The sequence below is a fragment of the Klebsiella pneumoniae subsp. pneumoniae HS11286 genome (assembly GCF_000240185.1).
Taxonomy (GTDB): Bacteria; Pseudomonadota; Gammaproteobacteria; order Enterobacterales; family Enterobacteriaceae; genus Klebsiella; species Klebsiella pneumoniae.
This window is the reverse complement of the sequence record NC_016845.1, coordinates 3,461,939-3,479,483: the sequence shown is the minus strand read 5'-3', so window position 1 is coordinate 3,479,483 and position 17,545 is coordinate 3,461,939. Positions and strand designations below refer to the sequence as shown.

Genomic DNA, 17,545 nt, shown 5'->3' with positions numbered 1-17,545 from the left:
ATTTTCTGTCCACGTTCCACTTCATTATTTTTCGTCTTAACAATTTCTTCGAAATTGAAGCCAAAAATAATGAAGCCTTAAAAACCCGCCGCCTGTCAGCCTGTGTGTTGCACAATACATTTTTGTTCTGTGTGATTACATCTGTTCGCGGTATATTTCAGCCCTGCACTCCCTTTCAGCTTCCAGTGCTTCACTGTAGGACGCATCATCAATTTTCGTGCCTTTGCTTTCGGCATAGCGTCGTAATTTATTTGCGTCAGCTTCATTAAGTTCTAAAAGATGATCGCGCAAAAGACCGATAAGCCTGCTTTCGTATATCTCATAATACAGCCCACAACCACTGTGGGCTTCTTTAGATAACGTGTCATATATCAGGGCTACCGATATCCTGTCCTGATTACGAGAATGTATATTTCGGATAAATAAGTCTTCTTTTTGCATGTTGCACCTTTTACAGTAAACAGGGGGTGTTATGCGGATTATTACTATCCTCTGACCTTGCCGAACTTAGATAGTATTTTATTTACTGCCTCCGGGTCTGCGCTGGGACATTCACCAAGAAATGCTTTTCTCGCATTCAACGTATGGTTAGGTAAGAAACCATGTTTATTCTTTTTGCCTATATTAAAGAAAGCCTTTTCTGCTGAGCGGCATTCACTTCCACCACTATTACCCGTTGCTTTTCCGTACATGCAAAGAACAACTTCGCACGGGTCAGCGGCAAAGGAATAAATCGGCGTTCCTGCGGTCAGGCATAATACAGCCGCCGCGATAACGGTTTTTTTCATGATAAATCCTTATTAGATTGTGTTGCTTAAATGGATTAGCGAGAGAAATAAATAGTGGTTTCTCTGCACGTCAGACAATTAAAGACAGGCTGGTATTCAATAACACCTTTTGCTCCATTCTGCCGAAGCCAGTTTTTGGCATTAAAGAAATCAGTGCCGGATTGTGCAGTGACGACAATTCGTGTTGAATGGGCGACTGCGTAAAATACTGCTGGAGTCCATATTGTATCGTAGAAACTTTGTGCGCTGATTGATGATGTCCATTTACCGTTAACTGTCGGGGAAGGGACTATGACGTTATTGTCACTCCATTGCGGTAAACTGGTATTTAATGGTTCAGCGGCTTTATCCCATTCGACAGGAACGGGAGGCGGCGGCGATGAACATCCGGTAACTATTGCCGCCAACATGATTACTTTAAGTTTCTTTATCATGCTTTCATTTCCTCAAAATACTGGTTTCGATGAATTGGACGAAAATAAATGTCATTCATACGGCGGACATTTCCGTCTAAATCAATGCTCACAATCACGTCCAGGCTATCCAGAACCTTACGTAACATAAATGTATAGGGGAGCTGGGCGCACTGTGGATTTTCATAGCAACGGGTAATAAACCCATCTATAGCTTCTTTCGCTGATCCTGCATGAATGGAGGTCATACTCCCTTCATGGCCGGAACCTGTTATTTTAAGGAAGTCCCAGGCTTCCGCACCGCGAACCTCTGTTAATAAAATGCGGTCAGGGTTCATACGGTAATTCCAGCGTAAAAGGCTCGCCGGGGTAACGATAGAACCTTTTTCATCTGATGATTCTGACGGATAAAAAAGATGGACGTAGTTTTTATGGATAAAGAACGTGATTTCCGGGTTGTCCTCAATGGTTGATATCCGAAGATGTACAGGAATGTACCCTATCAACATTTTCATATAGGTGGTTTTCCCGGTACTTGTTTCCCCGGCGACCGCGAGAGTTTTACCGTACTCGACGCATTTCTCCATAAACAGAGGAATATTTTTTGTATTGTACAATGCAATTAATTCCTCGTCGTGCGTCTCCGTTTTTTCCTCGCCTGTTACCCGGTTATAAAATCCCGCATCGATATACGACTGATGCGGGATTTGTACCTTTGATGGCTTACGGATGGTGATAGACACCGTATCGCGCTCACAGGCCGGGGGAACAATCACCTGGCACCGTTCGCCAGATTCCAGCGTGGCTGACAGCCCCGGCTTAATATCTTCGATATTGTCGCCGTGGTGCTTTGCCAGGCACCGGGCAAAGTTGTAGCAATCCTCATAGGACAAAGGAACGGCGTGCTGCTCCCATACGCCGTTGATTTTGGTATACAGCTCACCTGGACGGTTGACGGCGATCTCCGTCAGGCCGGGAAGCTCCAGAAAGTCGCCAAAGAAACGCTGTTTATAGCGGTCGAGGGAAATATTCTTAGCGGTCATTTTTCAACCTCAGTGTATAGATGTTGGAAAAATCAATATCCTCGCCTGTGATCAGGTTGATGATCTCGCCCTGATTCTTATAGAGCGTTGGGGGAATATTGATGCTGTTCTCCAGCGTAGTACGCGCCATATCTGCCATAGCCTGGCGGCTGTTTTCCGTATAGTCCGTATTGCGGTCTTTTTTACCCGCACTGTTGGATGCCCATGCGCCAATATCGGGGATCATGCCGACCATTAACGCGCCGCCGAACCGTTCCCAGAAGTGCGAATCTATCCAGCCATCAACGCCAGCCTCGCCCAGCTCGCCAGCCGCGCCGGTATCAACCAGCGGGATATCGAGATAAGGCGGCTGGCGGGTGCGTAGCTTCGTCGCAATGATGAATGCCCGCCCTTGCCCGTGCTTCATACCTTCTTCCGCTATGGCGCGGTAAAGTAATGATGCGGTGGTGCCTTTCTCTATCAGCTTCGTGTTGCCGCTGGCGCTCCAGATGTCAGTAGTGACCGTGCAGCGAAGTTTCCCCGCCCGGTCAGATACAAAGCGGCGATCCAGTGAGCAGGGGATCGAGGTATTTTCTGGGATGTATAGGTCAGGGTTATAGGGTATGCGGCGCACTGGTGCGGGGCTTTGTCCCGGCGATGGTGCGGCGGTATTTGTGGCCGCGCTGCTGTCCTGTTGTCCGGTGGTCGTTGCCGATGTCAGCGTCATTTCCTGCTGCCGGGTTTTTACCTGGTTCTGTGTGGTGGCTGAACCATCACGGCGAATAAGGAAGCTGGCTTTGTTGAGTTCTGGCGGGGCGGCCGGAGCCGCCTGCCCTGTTCCCCCCGTGCTGCTCTGGCCGTTATCCTGTTGCTCTGGCTCTTCTTCGGCTGTATCGGTGGACATACCGAGATCGTTACGCTGCCGGTAATCGGTTTTGTTCGTCTGCGGGGCTGTGTCCTGTTTCTTCTCTTCCGTAGGCTGCCACAGGATATTGCGATAAACCCAGTTCCCCCCCCATGCCAGGAAGATAAGCGCGACCGCGACAATGGCAAGAAAGGCGGTTGCTTTGCCCCGTTTGCGCTTTTTCAGCTTGTTAACGGCGGGTTGTACCGGGTCTTTCTCTTCGTCGTCCTGCGCATTGAGAAGCTCGGCTTCCCTTTTAGCGCGGGCTTCCCGCTCAAGCGTGGCAATATCATCCTCAGCGTGTGCCGGGGATGCCTGCGCTTCATCCGGCACAGGCACTTTGTTTTCGTCGTTCATATGCGCGTTTCCTTTTATAAAAATATAAAACTATTTTTATAGGTTAATTGGGTTCCGGTTTTTCCACTCTTTCCACCTGCCGGGATACAGTGGATCCATCGGCGGCGTGTACCTTGCCAAATCCGCTATTTTCCAGACCCACAACGGTATAGCCGGAACGCAGTACCAGGCGTGGCGTCACTTCCTGAATCACCAGTACGGTGAAGTTGCCTTTTTTCTGGATACTGCTGTTAACCACATGCTCTTTACCGTTCAGCTCTTTGGTGACGGAAGGAATGGACTTAGACGGGGAGAAGCCCACGAACGTAAAACGGCCATCGTCGTAAGCAAAATCGGGATCAATGTAGAAACTGCCTTTGCCCGGATATTTGGTGTAATTCCAGTTGCGGGGCGTCTGCGCCGAGTTCAGCGCTTTCTGGACGCTGGCATGTTGCTGCTTCTGCTCCCACTCGCGCTGTCTGGCCGTCGCCTCCCGGCTAGCTTTGTCCCGTTCTTCGCCCGGATAGCGGTAGCTCACCTGGAAAGCGGGTTGCTGTGCCGATTTATCATCGATGACGTTCAGCTCGACGTTGTACAGGCGCTTACTGGTGACAACCAGCATATTGGTATGCCAGTCCCGGCTGTTCGGGGGGATCACGACCTGCGTTGTGTTACCATCTTCTCCGGGCGCTCCCTGCGTGAGCGCGACCGGGCGAACGTTGACTCGGTTTGCATCCGGCGTGGCTTCCCACGCCTCATCAAAGCCGGGTCTGGCGCTTATGACCGCCTCATCGTTATCAAATACCAGCGTTGTCATAAAGCCGGGTTTGGTGTTAACGACGGTGACGTTCTGCGGGTTATAGATAACCTGCTGCACGCGGGAGTCATAGCGGCTTGCCTGCGGTATGGCCGCACCCCATGCCGCGCCGCACATCATCAGTGCCAGTGCGGTAAACGTTAACTTTTTCATCATTCACCTCCCCGGATTTCGCGGTCGGTCTGCCAACTGGTGACGGTAAAGCCGAAGTAGTTGATCTCGCGTTCCGCATCGCTCATTTCCTTGTCAGGGTCAGAATGGAACGTGAACCGGGCATCCCAATATTCGTTGCGGGTGCTGTTATCAGCCAGACGGCGGATAATCTTCTTGTAGCGGATGGTGGCGACCCTATCAGGGGCTGTCGCATCGGTGATCTGGTTGGACAAGATCTCCACTTTCACGGTGTGCGCCCCGTTCTTATAAACCTTGTCCGGGGCGTTTTTCCCGGCGTAAAGCGCCAGGTAGTCATCGTTTACCTGGGGAGCGTTGTAGACCTGTACCGTCTCGTAGTCGTCCTGCAAAGAGGGATAGACATACCGCTCACGCACTTTGACGTAGTTTGCGGCCATCGCCTTTTGATAGGCTTCTGTTGCAGTCAGGCTGGTTTTCGATGTCCGGGTAACGTGTTCCACCCGTCCAGTGTGGTTATCCACGGTATACAGCTCAACGTCCGTCTGTTTCAGCGGCAACATCACGACCACGGCGACGAGCGCCAGTACCGCAATCAGCAGACCCACACCGCCAACAACAAAACCGGCTTTTGTGGCGCGTTTATCCCGCTCAATCATTTGCTGCTCAAAAGTGCGGGATTCAGCTATTAATTTCTGTTCACTCATGACTGTTTAACTCCGCCATAATTTGAGGGGTGTTTACGGGTTCTCCCTTACCGCTAAAGGCAGAGGGAGGCGTGTTCTGGGCGCAGCCAGAAAGCGCGCACAGCAAAGCCAGCGCAATCAAGCGTTTCATCAAAGATTTCCTCAACTGAATTAGGAATATGAAAATATAATTATATTTTCATAGGTTGGTGTTTCGTGGGGATGGACTGGAGACGTCTGGCCTAGCTGTTGAACTTCTTAACCGCGGAATCTCTCGACTGTGCCAGCCTCCGCGCTTCGTTCCGGGCTATCATCTGCTCAATCGCGTACTTCCGCGCTTTAGATGCGTTATAGCCTAACTCACCTCCGGGCTTGCCGGGCTTACCTGCATTCGCATCCTTCCAGCCCTGAATGTTGTCCTGGGCGGAGCGTGTGGTATTCCTTCCGGCACTCGCGGCCAGTTTCCCGGCACCAAAAGCAGCAGCACCGATACCTACAGCGGCCAGCCCCTGCATGGATACGGTAGCGCTTGCCCCGGCCAGAGCTGCGGCTACCTTAGCGGAAATATACACCAGTATTGCAGCGAAAATACCTGCAAGGCAGACTTGAGCACCAAGTTCAACAATTGTTGAACTGTCTGCTACCTTCGTCGCCTTATTAAGAACGAGATTCAAGTAATTCACTACAATTCTCAATGAGAGAGCGGCAAATAGAATTGTTAATATTCCTGCAAATATATTTTGCAACCAGTTATTGAACATGGGGCGGAGGAAACCATACATAAGGCAGAATATGAAAATAGGTGCAGTTATTCCTAATAGTAGAATCATTACTTCGGCAACCATTGAAACAAAGCCCGCTAGAATCATAAGTGCGAATATTCCAAGCCATACACAAAATTGAGCAGTCATCCCCTCATCTTTTACATATGTAGAATTATCCATATCATGTAGCGTTTTCCCTAACACTTTAGCCTTATTCCATAGGGTGTCTAATAACTGCCATATATTATCACTACCAGAAAAACCCTCCTTTATTCCGTTTATGACATCAATAACGCCATCGAGGTAGCCGCCTAAATTAGCCACAAAGGACAGGATGATCGCCATCCTCATGATGTCCCACATCGTGTCTTCCATAGGCGTAGATAGCTTACCAGCCAAAGTCTGGTATCCACGCCACATGATGTAGATGGTAGCTGACGCTGCTGCCAGCCCCATCATCATAGAAGAGTACGACATCATCAATCCCTTTGTGGCGTCTGTAATTCCTCCTATCAGGTATTTCTCAACCCCAACAAAAAGACCGCCACTCATATATTACTCCTCTAAATTATTTAAGTCTGGAGTTGGTGCGTTTAGCTGCTTGATTTGATAGTGGGCTTCATTTGCATTCTTGCAATTTTCAGAAGCGTCACCACTCTTTTGGCACTTTTCATAAACTAGTTTTAATTCGTCAGGGTGATCCCTATACCATTTTGTTGTTTTAGCTTCCTCTTTGCATCCAACAATAGAAAAGCACAGGGTGAGCGTCGAAATTAAAATGACTTTTTTTGATAACATAAACACCTCATAAATTATTAAGGTCAGCAGTTGGCGCGTTTAACTGCTGCTGATTCCACTGCTTAACACGCTCCGCTTCAAGCGCATTTTCGCGCTTCTCTGCTGCTTTCACGCTCATTTCCCATTGGGTGGTAAGCGTGTTCAGCATGACAGATTTTAGCTGAATACTGTTTGCAAGGTCTTGAGATTCTTTTGAATCTTTGGCTAACGCTACCCTGTTGGAGAGACTGTTTATTTCCCCAAGAGTCTGGCTTACCTGGTTCTGAACCTCGTCGGTTTGCTCAAGCTGGATAGCCTTGTTGATGACCTGCTGCTTGCATACGTTGGCATAACTCCCCGATTGCGCAGTGTTGCAGGTGTCGAAAATTTTATACTTCTCGTACAACGCATCGAACTGCCCGGATGAACCGCCGGAGAGAAGTAAATCATTCAGCGCCTGTCCGGGCTTACGCAGCTTTTCAAGGTCAGCTTTCAGGCCTTTGGCCTGGTCAACAAAATCAGCAATATCACGAACGCCAGTGGCCGTCGCCAGTTGGTCTTTATATGCCTGTATTTGTGACTGGTAGTGTCTGGCCGTTTCCATCCAGCGTTTTAACTCCTGCGCCCACTGCACGTCCCGCATAGGGTCAGCATCAACAGCGACGGGAATACCAGCATGAGCCAGTGGGCTTGCAATGACGCAAGCCAGAATAAGAGTACGAAAGCGAGTTTTCATCGTATATCTCCTTTGGGTCAGAGCGCTTTAGCCAGGTAGGTATCGAGCCATTCATGAGGCTGCATTCCTTCCCGGTAAATCGATTCGAATATTTCGAGGTTGGGGGCATCGCCGCTCATGACTTTGGTGTATCTGCCGATACCTGACAGGTCGAGCGTGACGCGAGCGGCAAAACGTTTGGTATCGCCGCGCTTGAACTGATTTTTCACCACAACATACTGGCGGGCTTGCGGGTCAAGCCCTTTCACCACGTCGAACACTTCCGGTTCAAACTTCATGTCGTCAACATAGTGTGCGCGGTCGGCGTTGGGGTTCGCCGCCAGAATCTGTGTCCCGCACTGCTCAATCACTGCCGGGGCGATATCATCTTTGATGATCTCAGCCGGGGATTGAGTGCCGACGACCAGCATCCCGTTCAGCTTACGGATGGTTTTCAGCTTGTTATAAGCAAAGTCCTTAAACACCGGGTCGCGTAACCACTTCCAGAATTCATCCATGAAAATGACCAGGCGTCGCCCGTCAAGCAGGCTGGTAATGCGGTACAGCAGATAAAACGAGATTGGCGCACATACGCTTGCATCGTCCAGGAACTCCGTTCCGTCGATGCCGAAGTTATCGCAGTTGCTGATATCGAACGTGTCAGACTCGTTATCAAACACCCAGCCGAACTCACCGCCCTGCGCCCACTGTGACAACCGAATGCTAAGGCCGTTTTCCTGGGCTTCTTTCGTAGCCGGCTCAGGCAAATTCTCCAGCATTCGGGTAATGCCGTAGACGCGATATTGTGGCTCGTCATTCATCACAGCATTAACCGCATCACTCAGACGGCGTTCATCGCGTGGGAAGATCGTCGAGCCGTTGCGGGTACAAAGGATTTTCATCAGTTGCTTGATGAAATTGATATTGCGTTTGGTTGCTGGCAACGAGAACGGGTTCCACCCTGTAGACTCACCACTGATAACCCGATAGTAACGGCCACCCAGCGCCCGGATGTTCATCTCTGCGCCCCGGTCTTTATCGAGGTAAACGGTTGTCAGCCGTTTGGTTTTGGCATCCGGGGAGAAGCTATCCTCACGCCCGTATTTCTGCTGCATGATCTCAAAGAACGTCATCAACATGGTTTTACCCGAACCGTTCGTACCGAGGATGCAGGTACTGGCCGGGTTCTTTTCGTTGAATTCGTCCTTATCTGCCAGTGTGTTATGCAGGTTGATATAGTAGCCATCTCCTGACGGGGTGCGCAGTAAAGCCATAGCATCCCCCCAGGGGGCTTTATCGCGCTTGCCCGGATAGAAATTATGGAGTGCGGCCAGCTCCACAAAGTTTTGGCTACTTAGCTCCCCTTTACGTGGCCGCAGGTTGTAGTTGCCTGGCAGTTGCGCCATATACGCCGCTGAAAGCGATATTTCTGCCGGAACAGGCGTTATCCCGATGTTGTTCAGCGCATTACTGATTTCGTTAGTATCAGCCACTAGGTTTTCCAGCGACGGGGAATACACCATGATGGAAAAATGGTGCTTTCCGTAAGCGATTTTCCCCGATGTCAGCAGGTCAAGCGCCACATCCAGATCCAGCCGCTGGGAAACAGCATCGTCATCGGCACTCATCAAAAGGCGACGGGTACGCTTAATGGCTTTCTTCGCTTCCTCGCGTGACATGCAGGTATAGGACTGCGTGATCACGTAATCGCAGGGGGCATAAAGAAGGGAGTCCATCATCCCCGTGGCGGTTTCTTCGGAGAACTCTTTAACCTCCAGCCCCCGGAAATATTGCGTACCGTTGGCGTGGTTTATCTGCCCGGATTCAGCCGAAAAGAACAACGCCGCCGCTCCCATCACGTCATAGGCCGGGGTGCGGGTGACGCGCACCTTTCGCCACTGGTGCGTTAACAGATATTCATAGAAAGCCAGTTGCGACGAAAACACCGTGCTTCCTTCGGTAAACGTACCGAGAGGCCGCGCACCATAGCGCGACAGCGCGGTATCGAGCGTGCTTTTTATTTCCAGCATTTCCAGCAAAGCACCGTCCAGTTCCTTTAGTTTCTGGCTGTCTTTCATCCGTTTGCGTTCTGCTTTTTCAAGGCTGACAAACGGGCGATAGCAGACTGTCAGGAACAGGCGGTTACGCCGGAACACCCCGACAGAAGCGTAGTAAAGACGGCTAACTTCATCGGCATACGGGTTGCCGGAATCTTTATGAAGATTGTCGGTAAACGTATTGCGGTCGTTATGGATATAGAAAGTGACGGGCATACCTTCGAATGAGTGGATTAGCCCGTGTAACTGGTTCGTCCCGAACTGGAGTGATTCGTCAGACTCGCAGTCGAACGGCGTTCCCATCAATTCCCAGGTGCAGTACAGATCGCTTTTAGGTGAGCGAACCACATGCTGATGAATGTGCGATGAGTACGGAATATACTTCTTGATGGTGGCACAATGATTTAGTTTCATGGCGTCGAGAAACTCCTTGATATCAACAGCCTCATGCTCAACGGGCATAAGTGTTGTTGCGCCAAATAAACGGTTTGCTACCGGTTTTCCCTTCACTCTCAGCCAAACGGCAATCAGATTGAACCGCATTGGTTCATTTCTGGTGAGGGATTTCATCACCAGAAATTCGACGGGAAGTAAGAACAGGAGTGCGACGGAAGTCCAGACAGCAACGATGATGGTTACACCCGTGACAGCCAGCAGGGGCACCATAGGCACCCCCCACAGCGCCGCCGGGCGTTTCATTGCCTTGAGCAGCTTTGCCATATGTTCAGCCTCTTAGCTCATCAGCAGAGCGCCGATTTCACTGCCTCCGCCAATTAAAATGCCGCCAATGATGATGTAGCCGCACTGCGACAGGCTCTCGCCTTTCCACAGGGTCTTATAGCCAATCCAGATCACGGCCACGGTGATCGTGATTGCCGCCAGACCATGCAGCCCGGTTGACACTTTTTGCATGACAGTATTTGCCCGCTGAAATCCGTCGGCCAGTGCCGGGGTTGCAGAAAAAGTCGTCAGCGTACAGGCCGAAACGGGGGGGACCACAGCTTTTAGCTTGCGGAAAAGTATCATTATTCCTCCTCCTCACGGGGTGACAGGGAGAAACTCCGGCGCACTGACGGCGCGGAGAACGGTGCGATGAAGATTTTTTCTTGGCGGAGTTTCGCAGGGACGCCACGGACGACGACTCCGGGCCAGATCTCGTGGTGACGGGATGAGTCACTGGCAGGGGCGGTTTTCAGGGGAACGGCAACTGATGATTTGTCCTCACGGGTTCCGGGGACCGCATAGCGGGATGATCCCGGCGGATAACCGATTCGCTGGATATAGCTCGTTCCGGAAAACGCCGTTTCAGGTTGTTGCCCGGTACTGAAATTGCCGGAATAATAACAACTCAGCGCCCTTTTCAGCGTGCCGCCGCGCCGGTAGCAGTCTCTGAGAATGTGTTCGAAGACGGACAGATTGGTACAGGGATCAAGTAGCTCTGTGGCGGACACACCATAATGGCGGAAATTGGTGCTGGTGATTTGCATCAGCCCGACAGAGTAACGGCGATCCTGTGCTGTCAGGCGGCGGAGAATATGCTCTGCATCTCCCCGGCTGGCTGGCAGGTGAGAAATAATGTGTTGATCGCCGAAAGAGGGGCCGGCCTTCGGGACAATCTCAGCGATGGCATAAGGGTTAAAACCGGATTCCACCCGTGCCACGTCGAATGCCGTGGACGGATGAATGCTGGCGGCGCACTGCATGGCTATCGCCAGAAAGGCTGTGGTGGAAAGCATGGTGACCTCAGTAAACAAGTGACATGCAGGGTCTGCTGATACTGCATGCTGTGGGAACAGAATTAAGGGTGGTTACGACACGGTTTCGATGGGGCCCGTATTCTGTGGTGGATTATTTTCCTCCCGGGGCTCAAGCAGGACCAGTTTGCCGGAAACGGCAATACCGGGCGTCAGGACAATATTCAGACCGGATTTACCGTGGTGGGGAAAGGCGACTCCGACCTTTGTCCACCAGGTATTTTTCTCACCCTGAGAGTCCGGATGACTTTCCTGGGCAACATACGCGTAATAAACAGGCTTTCTCATAGTGTCCTCGTTTAATTAAAATTGTTGAAGATGATCTCTTCGATCACATTCCGATCCTGCATTCCGGTTTTAACGGGTCAGCGAGAACATTCAGCGGCACCCTGAATTATGGTTGTGTGACAGCCCGCTCCATATTGTTAAAGAGCATGGTCAGGATGCAGGAGGGGGAATGAAATTTTAACGGGAAAATAAATACCGGAAGGAATGATAAAAAAGTATTTGAAATTAACGTATTACTGGCACGGTGTGTGTGTGCATGAATGATGACGGGCGGGCTGATAATAATATTTGTTGATTATTATCAGGTTAAATTAAACATCCGGAGGAAGACTTTCTTTATATGTCAGATGGGGTTGTATGCTGTCTCTGTGGCTGAATTTGGTAACGACAATAATGTGTAAGGCGTGAAAGACAGGAATACAGTAGTCCCTTTTGTTGTAAGGGACGGTCTTTAATCTGGTTAAACGTTTCCCGGCCACTTAGGCCGATACTTACCGGGCCGGGTGGTGAAATTCGTTTTCATGCCGCAGTGGTATCCGTCTGTACCTGTTGCATAAAAAACACAGAGTTATCTGACATATTTCCAGACATTACCGGGAACCTTATCAAAGTACTGGTTTATTACAATCTCTGCGCGGCGATAATCTGCTGCGGCATAAAGCATTTCAAGCTCATTCCCTGTGAGCTTTTCTTCCATATGCCCGACAACCTTTTCCAGCAGGCTGCCGTCATTTATTTACCGCAGTTTTCTGACGAATTCCATCTTGTTTGCCGGTTTGTTCATGTCTGACCTCTGGTGTACTGACTGTAAAAAAGGATTGCCACAGCAGGAGATGTGAGCAGGTTATTCATCCATGACATGGAGGCACGGGAACCTGAAAACAAGCCGGCTGGTGCATATTAAAATGTGCGGAGCTATTCTCCTCCGCACATACAGATTTAACGTCTGCGTTTCTCCAGTATCGACTGACAGTCAGTACAGGTTGTTACACCCGGCAGCGTCTGACGGCGTTTTTCCGGAATAGCCTTGCCGCAAAATCGACAGTGCTGCAGGGAAGGTGTCGGTGTGGGTCTTAACCGGCTTTGTTCAATCAGTGCTTCTAGGCACCGTTCATTAAACGCCTGATCGCGATCGATTTCATCTGGCACGTTGTATTCTCCTTACCGTGTTCTTTCTTTCGCAATGCGTGATGCAGTTCCAGACAACGGTCAGCGAGGGGGCAGTACACGATGAAAGGTTTTCTGTAACCTGCATCATGGCGTCCAGCGCCTCCGGGGAATCAATGTTTTCGACCCGATATTTTTGCCACTGATGCCAGATTGCAGCATCGGTTTCTTCATCCGGAATGGGTGTTCTCCCGTTTGGAACGGAGACACCGAGTAACCGGCGGCGTGCACAGGTTTCTCTGGAGCCAACCCCGAAATAACGGTTCATCAGTGCGATTGAGCCCCCCAGCCTGACAGCTCTGTTCAGTTGTTCCTGACGCCTGTTTTCCTCGTGGGATGATGCCAGTAATTTTTGCAGGACATCATGGCGGATAGTAATATCGACAAGCGGTAAAGGTGCCTGACTGAGGGTGATAAGATCGTTTATTGATAAGCAACCGAGCAAATTCATTTCATCGTAAGTGAATCCCATAGTTTCGCAGTGATGAATATTTCCTTCCCGTAGCGCCTGAAGAGCAACGGTTAATATAATATGATTTAGGGATGGAAGCATGAAATTGACTCCTTAACTGAATAAGTGCTCAGTAATTCAGCTGAATATTCAGTGAATGGTATAGTTTCATATAGCACAATACCGGGCAGGTCTGAAATATACATGCAGGTGCTTTTTTTTATACCTGCAGGATCGAAGTTTATGAGTGCAGGGATATTAATGTTCATCATCTTCTCCTCATTGCGTCTTTATCGGTCAGATAACTTTTTGTTGATCCACTCGTCAATCTCAGACTCGAGCCAGGCAACACTAGCAGGGCCTATTTTTATTGAACGGGGAAATGCACCCTCTTTCATATAAAGGTATATCTGTGAACGCTTCAGCCCTGTTTTTTGCTCAACCTGTCTGAGGCGTAGTAACTGATAAGATGTCATATATCCTCCTGTGACTGAAATAAACGGTGGCCGGAGAATAAAAAAACACAGTGGAAGCCTGAGAGAAAGCTGGTGAGCCCTAAATAAGGGATGCAAAACCCTTATTTAGGGTTGTCGGCCATTACAAATGGGGATGGTATTAGCCGGATAAGGATGTCGAAGATGGCGAACCACGCTTCAGCGCATTTTTCAGTGTTTCAGCGTCCAGTTTTTCCCCGATGCCATCGTCTGATGCCCATTGTTCAAAAATAGAAAGGAGCTTATAGGGATGATTCAGCAGTGGGCTGATAGTATCATTGTGCTTGCAGGCCAGCCAAAACAGGCGTGATAACGGTGTTGTCATACGGGAAGGTGAAATGGGATGACTCTCCCTTTTTTTGTATAAATTAATTAGTCTTTCGACTTCGGTGTGGCGAATAACAAAACAGGCATCAGGCGGTAATGTATAAAGAGGAAAACACCCATTGTGATTATATTTTATGGTCGTCACTTCTGTTAGTTTTTTTATGACATCTAATGCTGTGTTTTTAGGTAGTCTGGAAATTTGTTTTTCTACGCGTTCTTTCCAACTCATCGTTTCGAAAATTTGAAAAAGCTCCTCTGAAAATCTTACTATAATACCATGGTTAGTTTTTCTTGCCCCCACAATTGGGGAGGGAAATTTAAGTTCACGTGCCAGTATGCGCTGAATCAAAACATATTCATAGCCTATCAGGGGGGTATCTATAATTTGTTGCACAGGACAAACATATCTGGCTTCTGTACAGAGTCTTAAATTTTGACCATAAATAAAACCGTCCCTGTCAAGCATGCATAGTTTATCAAGTAGGTCTCCCTCAAACTGCCTGAATTTTATTTTTCCATTAAAAGTTTGTATCTTCTTAAGTATCACAGGAGACTGGAAATAGACCGATAGTAGGATGTTGCCACTCAAGGCATGACGATAAATATCGCTAGGAGTAATTTTTTGTTTTATGGTTTTGGTAGTGATCTCAACTGCTTCCGTTATAGTGACCCATGTTGACATATAATGAGTTATAAGCAATGGCTGATATTTTTTTGACATAATATTATCTCCTTCTACACAACAATTCGTTCCGTTAAGGAAAAAGATTGGTGTCACAAGTATTTATTTATGATTAATCAGAGGGTTTATGACAGAGAAAAGGATGTATATTTCTGAGTGAACATGTACAGGCCTATGGGGTGACTATTTAATGAGTAAATGCCGAATGATTTTCGGGGTGATGATTATAACTTGAGGAAAAATCCCAGCGTGGTTTGAGTAGTGTACCTGAGTGATATTTGTGTTATGTATGCATTGATTGCAGCAGAATAAATATAGTTCAGGCTAGTATAGTTTGTGGTAGCTATGAGAATATATAATCTATTTTACCTATAAAATAATTTATATGTATGGGGTGGTTTTTTTTGTGGCGAATTGGTTTTACTGAACCCTAACTTTTGATTTTTAAGTTTGCACTTATTGATATGTTAATATGATAAATGCTTTATATCAGTTTTACTCTACAGAATTTCAAAAAAATAGATGTGTTAATGACTGTTTTTGCCGATGAAATCTTTGAGTTTTCGAAATTGTTTTGAGTTGAGGGTGTGTAATTGTAAAGGTTTATTAATTCGGGTTGTTTTTTTTAGGTTGTTTGTCTGTGCTTTTATATTCTGGAGATGTGCCTTGTATATAGGATTGTTTGTTGGTTGTATTTTTAATGTTGCACTGTTGTGAATTTTTATTTTGATATGATTATTTCTTTAGTATAAGGAGAGAAAGGAACGAGAAAGTTAAATCTATTTGTCCTAATCGCAATTTCATTGTTTAAATAATCACTATGGATTAATATTTTTTGCGACTCTGCTGAGTTACTGGTTTTAACTAGTGGTGTAAAAGGGATACCTTTTCGGTATCCCTTTTACAATAATCAGAAGAAATCAATTCGCGTATTGATACCGACGGTGCGACCCATATTGACCTGCGCGACGGCGCTGCTGCCGTTCATGTAGCCATAGGTACGGTAACGACGGTCGAACAGGTTATCGACATAGACGGAAATGTTCATCCGTTCAGTCGCCTGCCAGCCCAGGCTGCTGTCCAGGGTGGCATAGGTGCCTTGCCGCAACTGGTTGTCGCCATCGAAATAATGCGGCCCGACCAGATTAACCGCCAGTCGGGGCATCAGTGCGCCATAGCGCGTATCAATCACGCCGTTCACGCTGCTTCCCGCGCCATAACGTGGTACGAACGGCACCCGGTTACCGTGATACAACTCACTGTCATTGGTGAATTCGGAACGGATCACGTTGCCATTGATATCCCATGACCAGCCTGGCGCAAACCGCCACTTCGCTTCAAGCTCAACGCCGGTGGCGTCGGCTTTACCCGCATTGCTTAATGTCTGCATCCCGACCGGGCCAGAGTAAAGCTGCATGTCTTTGGTGTGGGTATAAAACGTCGCGGCTTGCAGCGTGACGTCAGCGGTTTCGTAGCGGGTGCCAAGTTCATAGTTGATGGATTTCTCGGCGACGAACGGTTTGGCATCAAGACCCGCAGTAGGCACGATGTTGTACCCGGAAGGTTTATATCCCTGGGCTACACGGGTATACACTCTCCAGTCATCGGTCAGCATATAGCCTGCGGATAGCTGCCCGAGCACCTGATCGTCATTGCTCTTACCCTGGTCGCCAAACGGGTTGCCGAGCATGCTGCCGTGATATTGTGTACTGGATTTATCATGCGAGAAGCGCACGCCGCCGCCGATATCAAAACGATCGGTTAAATGCCAGGTCAGGTCACTGTATGCGGCCAGCGTTTCAGCGGTGGTATAGCCGGTACTGCTTAAATAAGGCATTGTCGGCATGTCGTAGGCTGAATTTAACTTCTCGCGGGTGTTCTGCCGGTACAGCCCAAACACCATATCAACGGTACGCGCATCGCCCAGGGTTGCGGCGCGCAGCTCCTGCACATCCTGATTCCAGCGCTGAGGCATATTGACGATTAACGAACCGGAAGGGAAGGTGCGCGAATAATGCTGCTGCTGCCAGGCGCTGATCAGGTTGAAAACCCAGTCATCGGTGGTGTATTTCCCACTCAGGGTCTGGCTGTCAGTGCAGCGCCGCATGTACGGGTCTGGTGAACCATCGCTGATCGACAGCTTACGGCCCTTAATATCATTCCATCCCACATAGGCGTCCTGGGTGGCGCGGGTACATTCGCGTGAGGCGGCAAAGCCCATTTCCCAGGGCTGATCGTCCGGCGCCAGACGCAGTTTCACATTCCCTATGCTGGCGCGGGTGCCGCCTAAGTCATCGCTTCCCGTCGCGGGGTTAATCATGTCGCCGTCATCAACCTGGCGTAACAGGGTGACGCTGCCGTACAGCAGGCCATCCTGAATGGGGCCGCTCAGGTTGAACTTACTTCGATAACTGTCGCGGCTACTGACGCCGCCTTCAATATAGCCGCGCGGCGTGCTGTCCGGCTGCTGGGTGACGATGTTGATGATCCCGCCCTGAGCGCTTTTGCCATATAACGTTCCCTGTGGGCCTCGCAGCAACTCCACGCTTTGCACATCGGTAAGCGCCTGGATGGTGTTGGTGGAAAGCTGAGGGACGCCATCGACATACAGGGTGACGGCGGGGTTATAGAAGTCCTGCGCTGAAGAGACGCCGCGTAGCGAGATCGTCGAAAAAAGCATGTTGCCGCTATTTTCAATATTGAGCCCGGGCAAGACTCTGGGGAGTTTGTCGCTGGCGGTGACGCCGGCGTCGCTTAATTCCGGCGCGCTGACAACAGTAGACGAGACGTTGTTGGCTGATGCCGAGCGGGAAGATTGTTTACTGGCGGTAACCACCAGCGTGCTTTCGTCTTGCTGTGAAGTTTGGGCATTAGCAATGGCGGGGAGCAATAATCCCCCCAAGGCCAGAGGATAAAGCCGTGTCATTTTCATTGTTGTGAGTCCCTGTAAGACGGCGAAACGCCAAAAATACCG

General features: G+C 49.2%; 16 protein-coding genes. 1 reads left to right on the top strand and 15 read right to left on the bottom strand.

Annotated elements, in window-relative coordinates:
- Positions 1 to 135: 135 nt before the first annotated feature.
- The 5 genes from KPHS_34860 to KPHS_34820 form a co-directional block, all read right to left on the bottom strand.
- Positions 136 to 291: a hypothetical protein gene (locus KPHS_34860; protein YP_005227786.1), complete on the bottom strand. Its 156-nt coding sequence runs from the start codon at positions 289 to 291 to the stop codon at positions 136 to 138.
- Positions 292 to 1,218: 927 nt separating this feature from the next.
- Positions 1,219 to 2,244 carry a type IV secretory pathway VirB11 component gene (locus KPHS_34850; RefSeq protein YP_005227785.1) on the bottom strand — a complete coding sequence of 342 codons (1,026 nt, stop codon included), beginning with the start codon at positions 2,242 to 2,244 and terminating at the stop codon, positions 1,219 to 1,221.
- The gene (locus KPHS_34840) at positions 2,234 to 3,484 is read right to left on the bottom strand and encodes a type IV secretory pathway VirB10 component (RefSeq protein YP_005227784.1); all 1,251 of its coding nucleotides are present in this window, start codon (positions 3,482 to 3,484) and stop codon (positions 2,234 to 2,236) included. The genes KPHS_34850 and KPHS_34840 overlap by 11 nt, the downstream gene beginning before the upstream one ends.
- A gap of 43 nt (positions 3,485 to 3,527) precedes the next feature.
- Positions 3,528 to 4,436 carry a type IV secretory pathway VirB9 component gene (locus KPHS_34830; protein ID YP_005227783.1) on the bottom strand — a complete coding sequence of 303 codons (909 nt, stop codon included), beginning with the start codon at positions 4,434 to 4,436 and terminating at the stop codon, positions 3,528 to 3,530.
- Entirely contained in the window at positions 4,433 to 5,116 is a 684-nt protein-coding gene (locus KPHS_34820) for a type IV secretion system VirB8 component (protein ID YP_005227782.1), read from the bottom strand. The genes KPHS_34830 and KPHS_34820 overlap by 4 nt, the downstream gene beginning before the upstream one ends.
- A 29-nt stretch (positions 5,117 to 5,145) precedes the next feature.
- Between KPHS_34820 and KPHS_34810 the strand changes: the two genes are divergently transcribed.
- Positions 5,146 to 5,265 carry a hypothetical protein gene (locus tag KPHS_34810; protein ID YP_005227781.1) on the top strand — a complete coding sequence of 40 codons (120 nt, stop codon included), beginning with the start codon at positions 5,146 to 5,148 and terminating at the stop codon, positions 5,263 to 5,265.
- Positions 5,266 to 5,337: 72 nt separating this feature from the next.
- Here the strand turns inward: KPHS_34810 and KPHS_34800 are convergent, their stop codons facing one another.
- The 10 genes from KPHS_34800 to KPHS_34710 form a co-directional block, all read right to left on the bottom strand.
- Positions 5,338 to 6,411 carry a type IV secretion system protein gene (locus KPHS_34800; protein YP_005227780.1) on the bottom strand — a complete coding sequence of 358 codons (1,074 nt, stop codon included), beginning with the start codon at positions 6,409 to 6,411 and terminating at the stop codon, positions 5,338 to 5,340.
- 253 nt (positions 6,412 to 6,664) lie between these two features.
- Positions 6,665 to 7,372: a type IV secretion system protein gene (locus KPHS_34790; protein YP_005227779.1), complete on the bottom strand. Its 708-nt coding sequence runs from the start codon at positions 7,370 to 7,372 to the stop codon at positions 6,665 to 6,667.
- Positions 7,373 to 7,389: 17 nt separating this feature from the next.
- Positions 7,390 to 10,128, bottom strand: coding sequence for a putative type IV secretory pathway VirB4 component (locus KPHS_34780; RefSeq protein ID YP_005227778.1), 2,739 nt, complete (start codon positions 10,126 to 10,128; stop codon positions 7,390 to 7,392).
- Between the two features lie 12 nt (positions 10,129 to 10,140).
- On the bottom strand, positions 10,141 to 10,320 hold the full coding sequence (locus tag KPHS_34770) for a TrbC/VirB2 family protein (RefSeq protein ID YP_005227777.1): 180 nt from the start codon (positions 10,318 to 10,320) through the stop codon (positions 10,141 to 10,143).
- Positions 10,321 to 10,433: 113 nt separating this feature from the next.
- Positions 10,434 to 11,144 carry a putative type IV secretory pathway VirB1 component gene (locus tag KPHS_34760; RefSeq protein YP_005227776.1) on the bottom strand — a complete coding sequence of 237 codons (711 nt, stop codon included), beginning with the start codon at positions 11,142 to 11,144 and terminating at the stop codon, positions 10,434 to 10,436.
- Positions 11,145 to 11,216: 72 nt separating this feature from the next.
- On the bottom strand, positions 11,217 to 11,450 hold the full coding sequence (locus KPHS_34750) for a hypothetical protein (protein ID YP_005227775.1): 234 nt from the start codon (positions 11,448 to 11,450) through the stop codon (positions 11,217 to 11,219).
- Positions 11,451 to 12,018: 568 nt separating this feature from the next.
- Positions 12,019 to 12,147 carry a hypothetical protein gene (locus tag KPHS_34740; RefSeq protein YP_005227774.1) on the bottom strand — a complete coding sequence of 43 codons (129 nt, stop codon included), beginning with the start codon at positions 12,145 to 12,147 and terminating at the stop codon, positions 12,019 to 12,021.
- Positions 12,148 to 12,588: 441 nt separating this feature from the next.
- Positions 12,589 to 13,170 carry a DUF2857 domain-containing protein gene (locus KPHS_34730; protein YP_005227773.1) on the bottom strand — a complete coding sequence of 194 codons (582 nt, stop codon included), beginning with the start codon at positions 13,168 to 13,170 and terminating at the stop codon, positions 12,589 to 12,591.
- Positions 13,171 to 13,683: 513 nt separating this feature from the next.
- Entirely contained in the window at positions 13,684 to 14,610 is a 927-nt protein-coding gene (locus tag KPHS_34720; RefSeq protein YP_005227772.1) for a hypothetical protein, read from the bottom strand.
- Positions 14,611 to 15,481: 871 nt separating this feature from the next.
- Complete coding sequence (locus KPHS_34710) at positions 15,482 to 17,503, bottom strand: pesticin/yersiniabactin TonB-dependent receptor (RefSeq protein YP_005227771.1); 2,022 nt, start codon at positions 17,501 to 17,503, stop codon at positions 15,482 to 15,484.
- Positions 17,504 to 17,545: the final 42 nt, after the last annotated feature.

Bases quoted from the DNA above. Each gene is read 5' to 3' on its own strand.
- KPHS_34730 (YP_005227773.1), bottom strand. From the start codon at position 13,170: ATGCTTCCATCCCTAAATCATATTATATTAACCGTTGCTCTTCAGGCG.
- KPHS_34850 (YP_005227785.1), bottom strand. From the start codon at position 2,244: ATGACCGCTAAGAATATTTCCCTCGACCGCTATAAACAGCGTTTCTTT.
- KPHS_34790 (YP_005227779.1), bottom strand. From the start codon at position 7,372: ATGAAAACTCGCTTTCGTACTCTTATTCTGGCTTGCGTCATTGCAAGC.
- KPHS_34780 (YP_005227778.1), bottom strand. From the start codon at position 10,128: ATGGCAAAGCTGCTCAAGGCAATGAAACGCCCGGCGGCGCTGTGGGGG.
- KPHS_34710 (YP_005227771.1), bottom strand. From the start codon at position 17,503: ATGAAAATGACACGGCTTTATCCTCTGGCCTTGGGGGGATTATTGCTC.
- KPHS_34750 (YP_005227775.1), bottom strand. From the start codon at position 11,450: ATGAGAAAGCCTGTTTATTACGCGTATGTTGCCCAGGAAAGTCATCCG.
- KPHS_34740 (YP_005227774.1), bottom strand. From the start codon at position 12,147: ATGGAAGAAAAGCTCACAGGGAATGAGCTTGAAATGCTTTATGCCGCA.
- KPHS_34830 (YP_005227783.1), bottom strand. From the start codon at position 4,436: ATGATGAAAAAGTTAACGTTTACCGCACTGGCACTGATGATGTGCGGC.
- KPHS_34770 (YP_005227777.1), bottom strand. From the start codon at position 10,320: ATGCAAAAAGTGTCAACCGGGCTGCATGGTCTGGCGGCAATCACGATC.
- KPHS_34800 (YP_005227780.1), bottom strand. From the start codon at position 6,411: ATGAGTGGCGGTCTTTTTGTTGGGGTTGAGAAATACCTGATAGGAGGA.
- KPHS_34760 (YP_005227776.1), bottom strand. From the start codon at position 11,144: ATGCTTTCCACCACAGCCTTTCTGGCGATAGCCATGCAGTGCGCCGCC.
- KPHS_34820 (YP_005227782.1), bottom strand. From the start codon at position 5,116: ATGAGTGAACAGAAATTAATAGCTGAATCCCGCACTTTTGAGCAGCAA.
- KPHS_34840 (YP_005227784.1), bottom strand. From the start codon at position 3,484: ATGAACGACGAAAACAAAGTGCCTGTGCCGGATGAAGCGCAGGCATCC.
- KPHS_34720 (YP_005227772.1), bottom strand. From the start codon at position 14,610: ATGTCAAAAAAATATCAGCCATTGCTTATAACTCATTATATGTCAACA.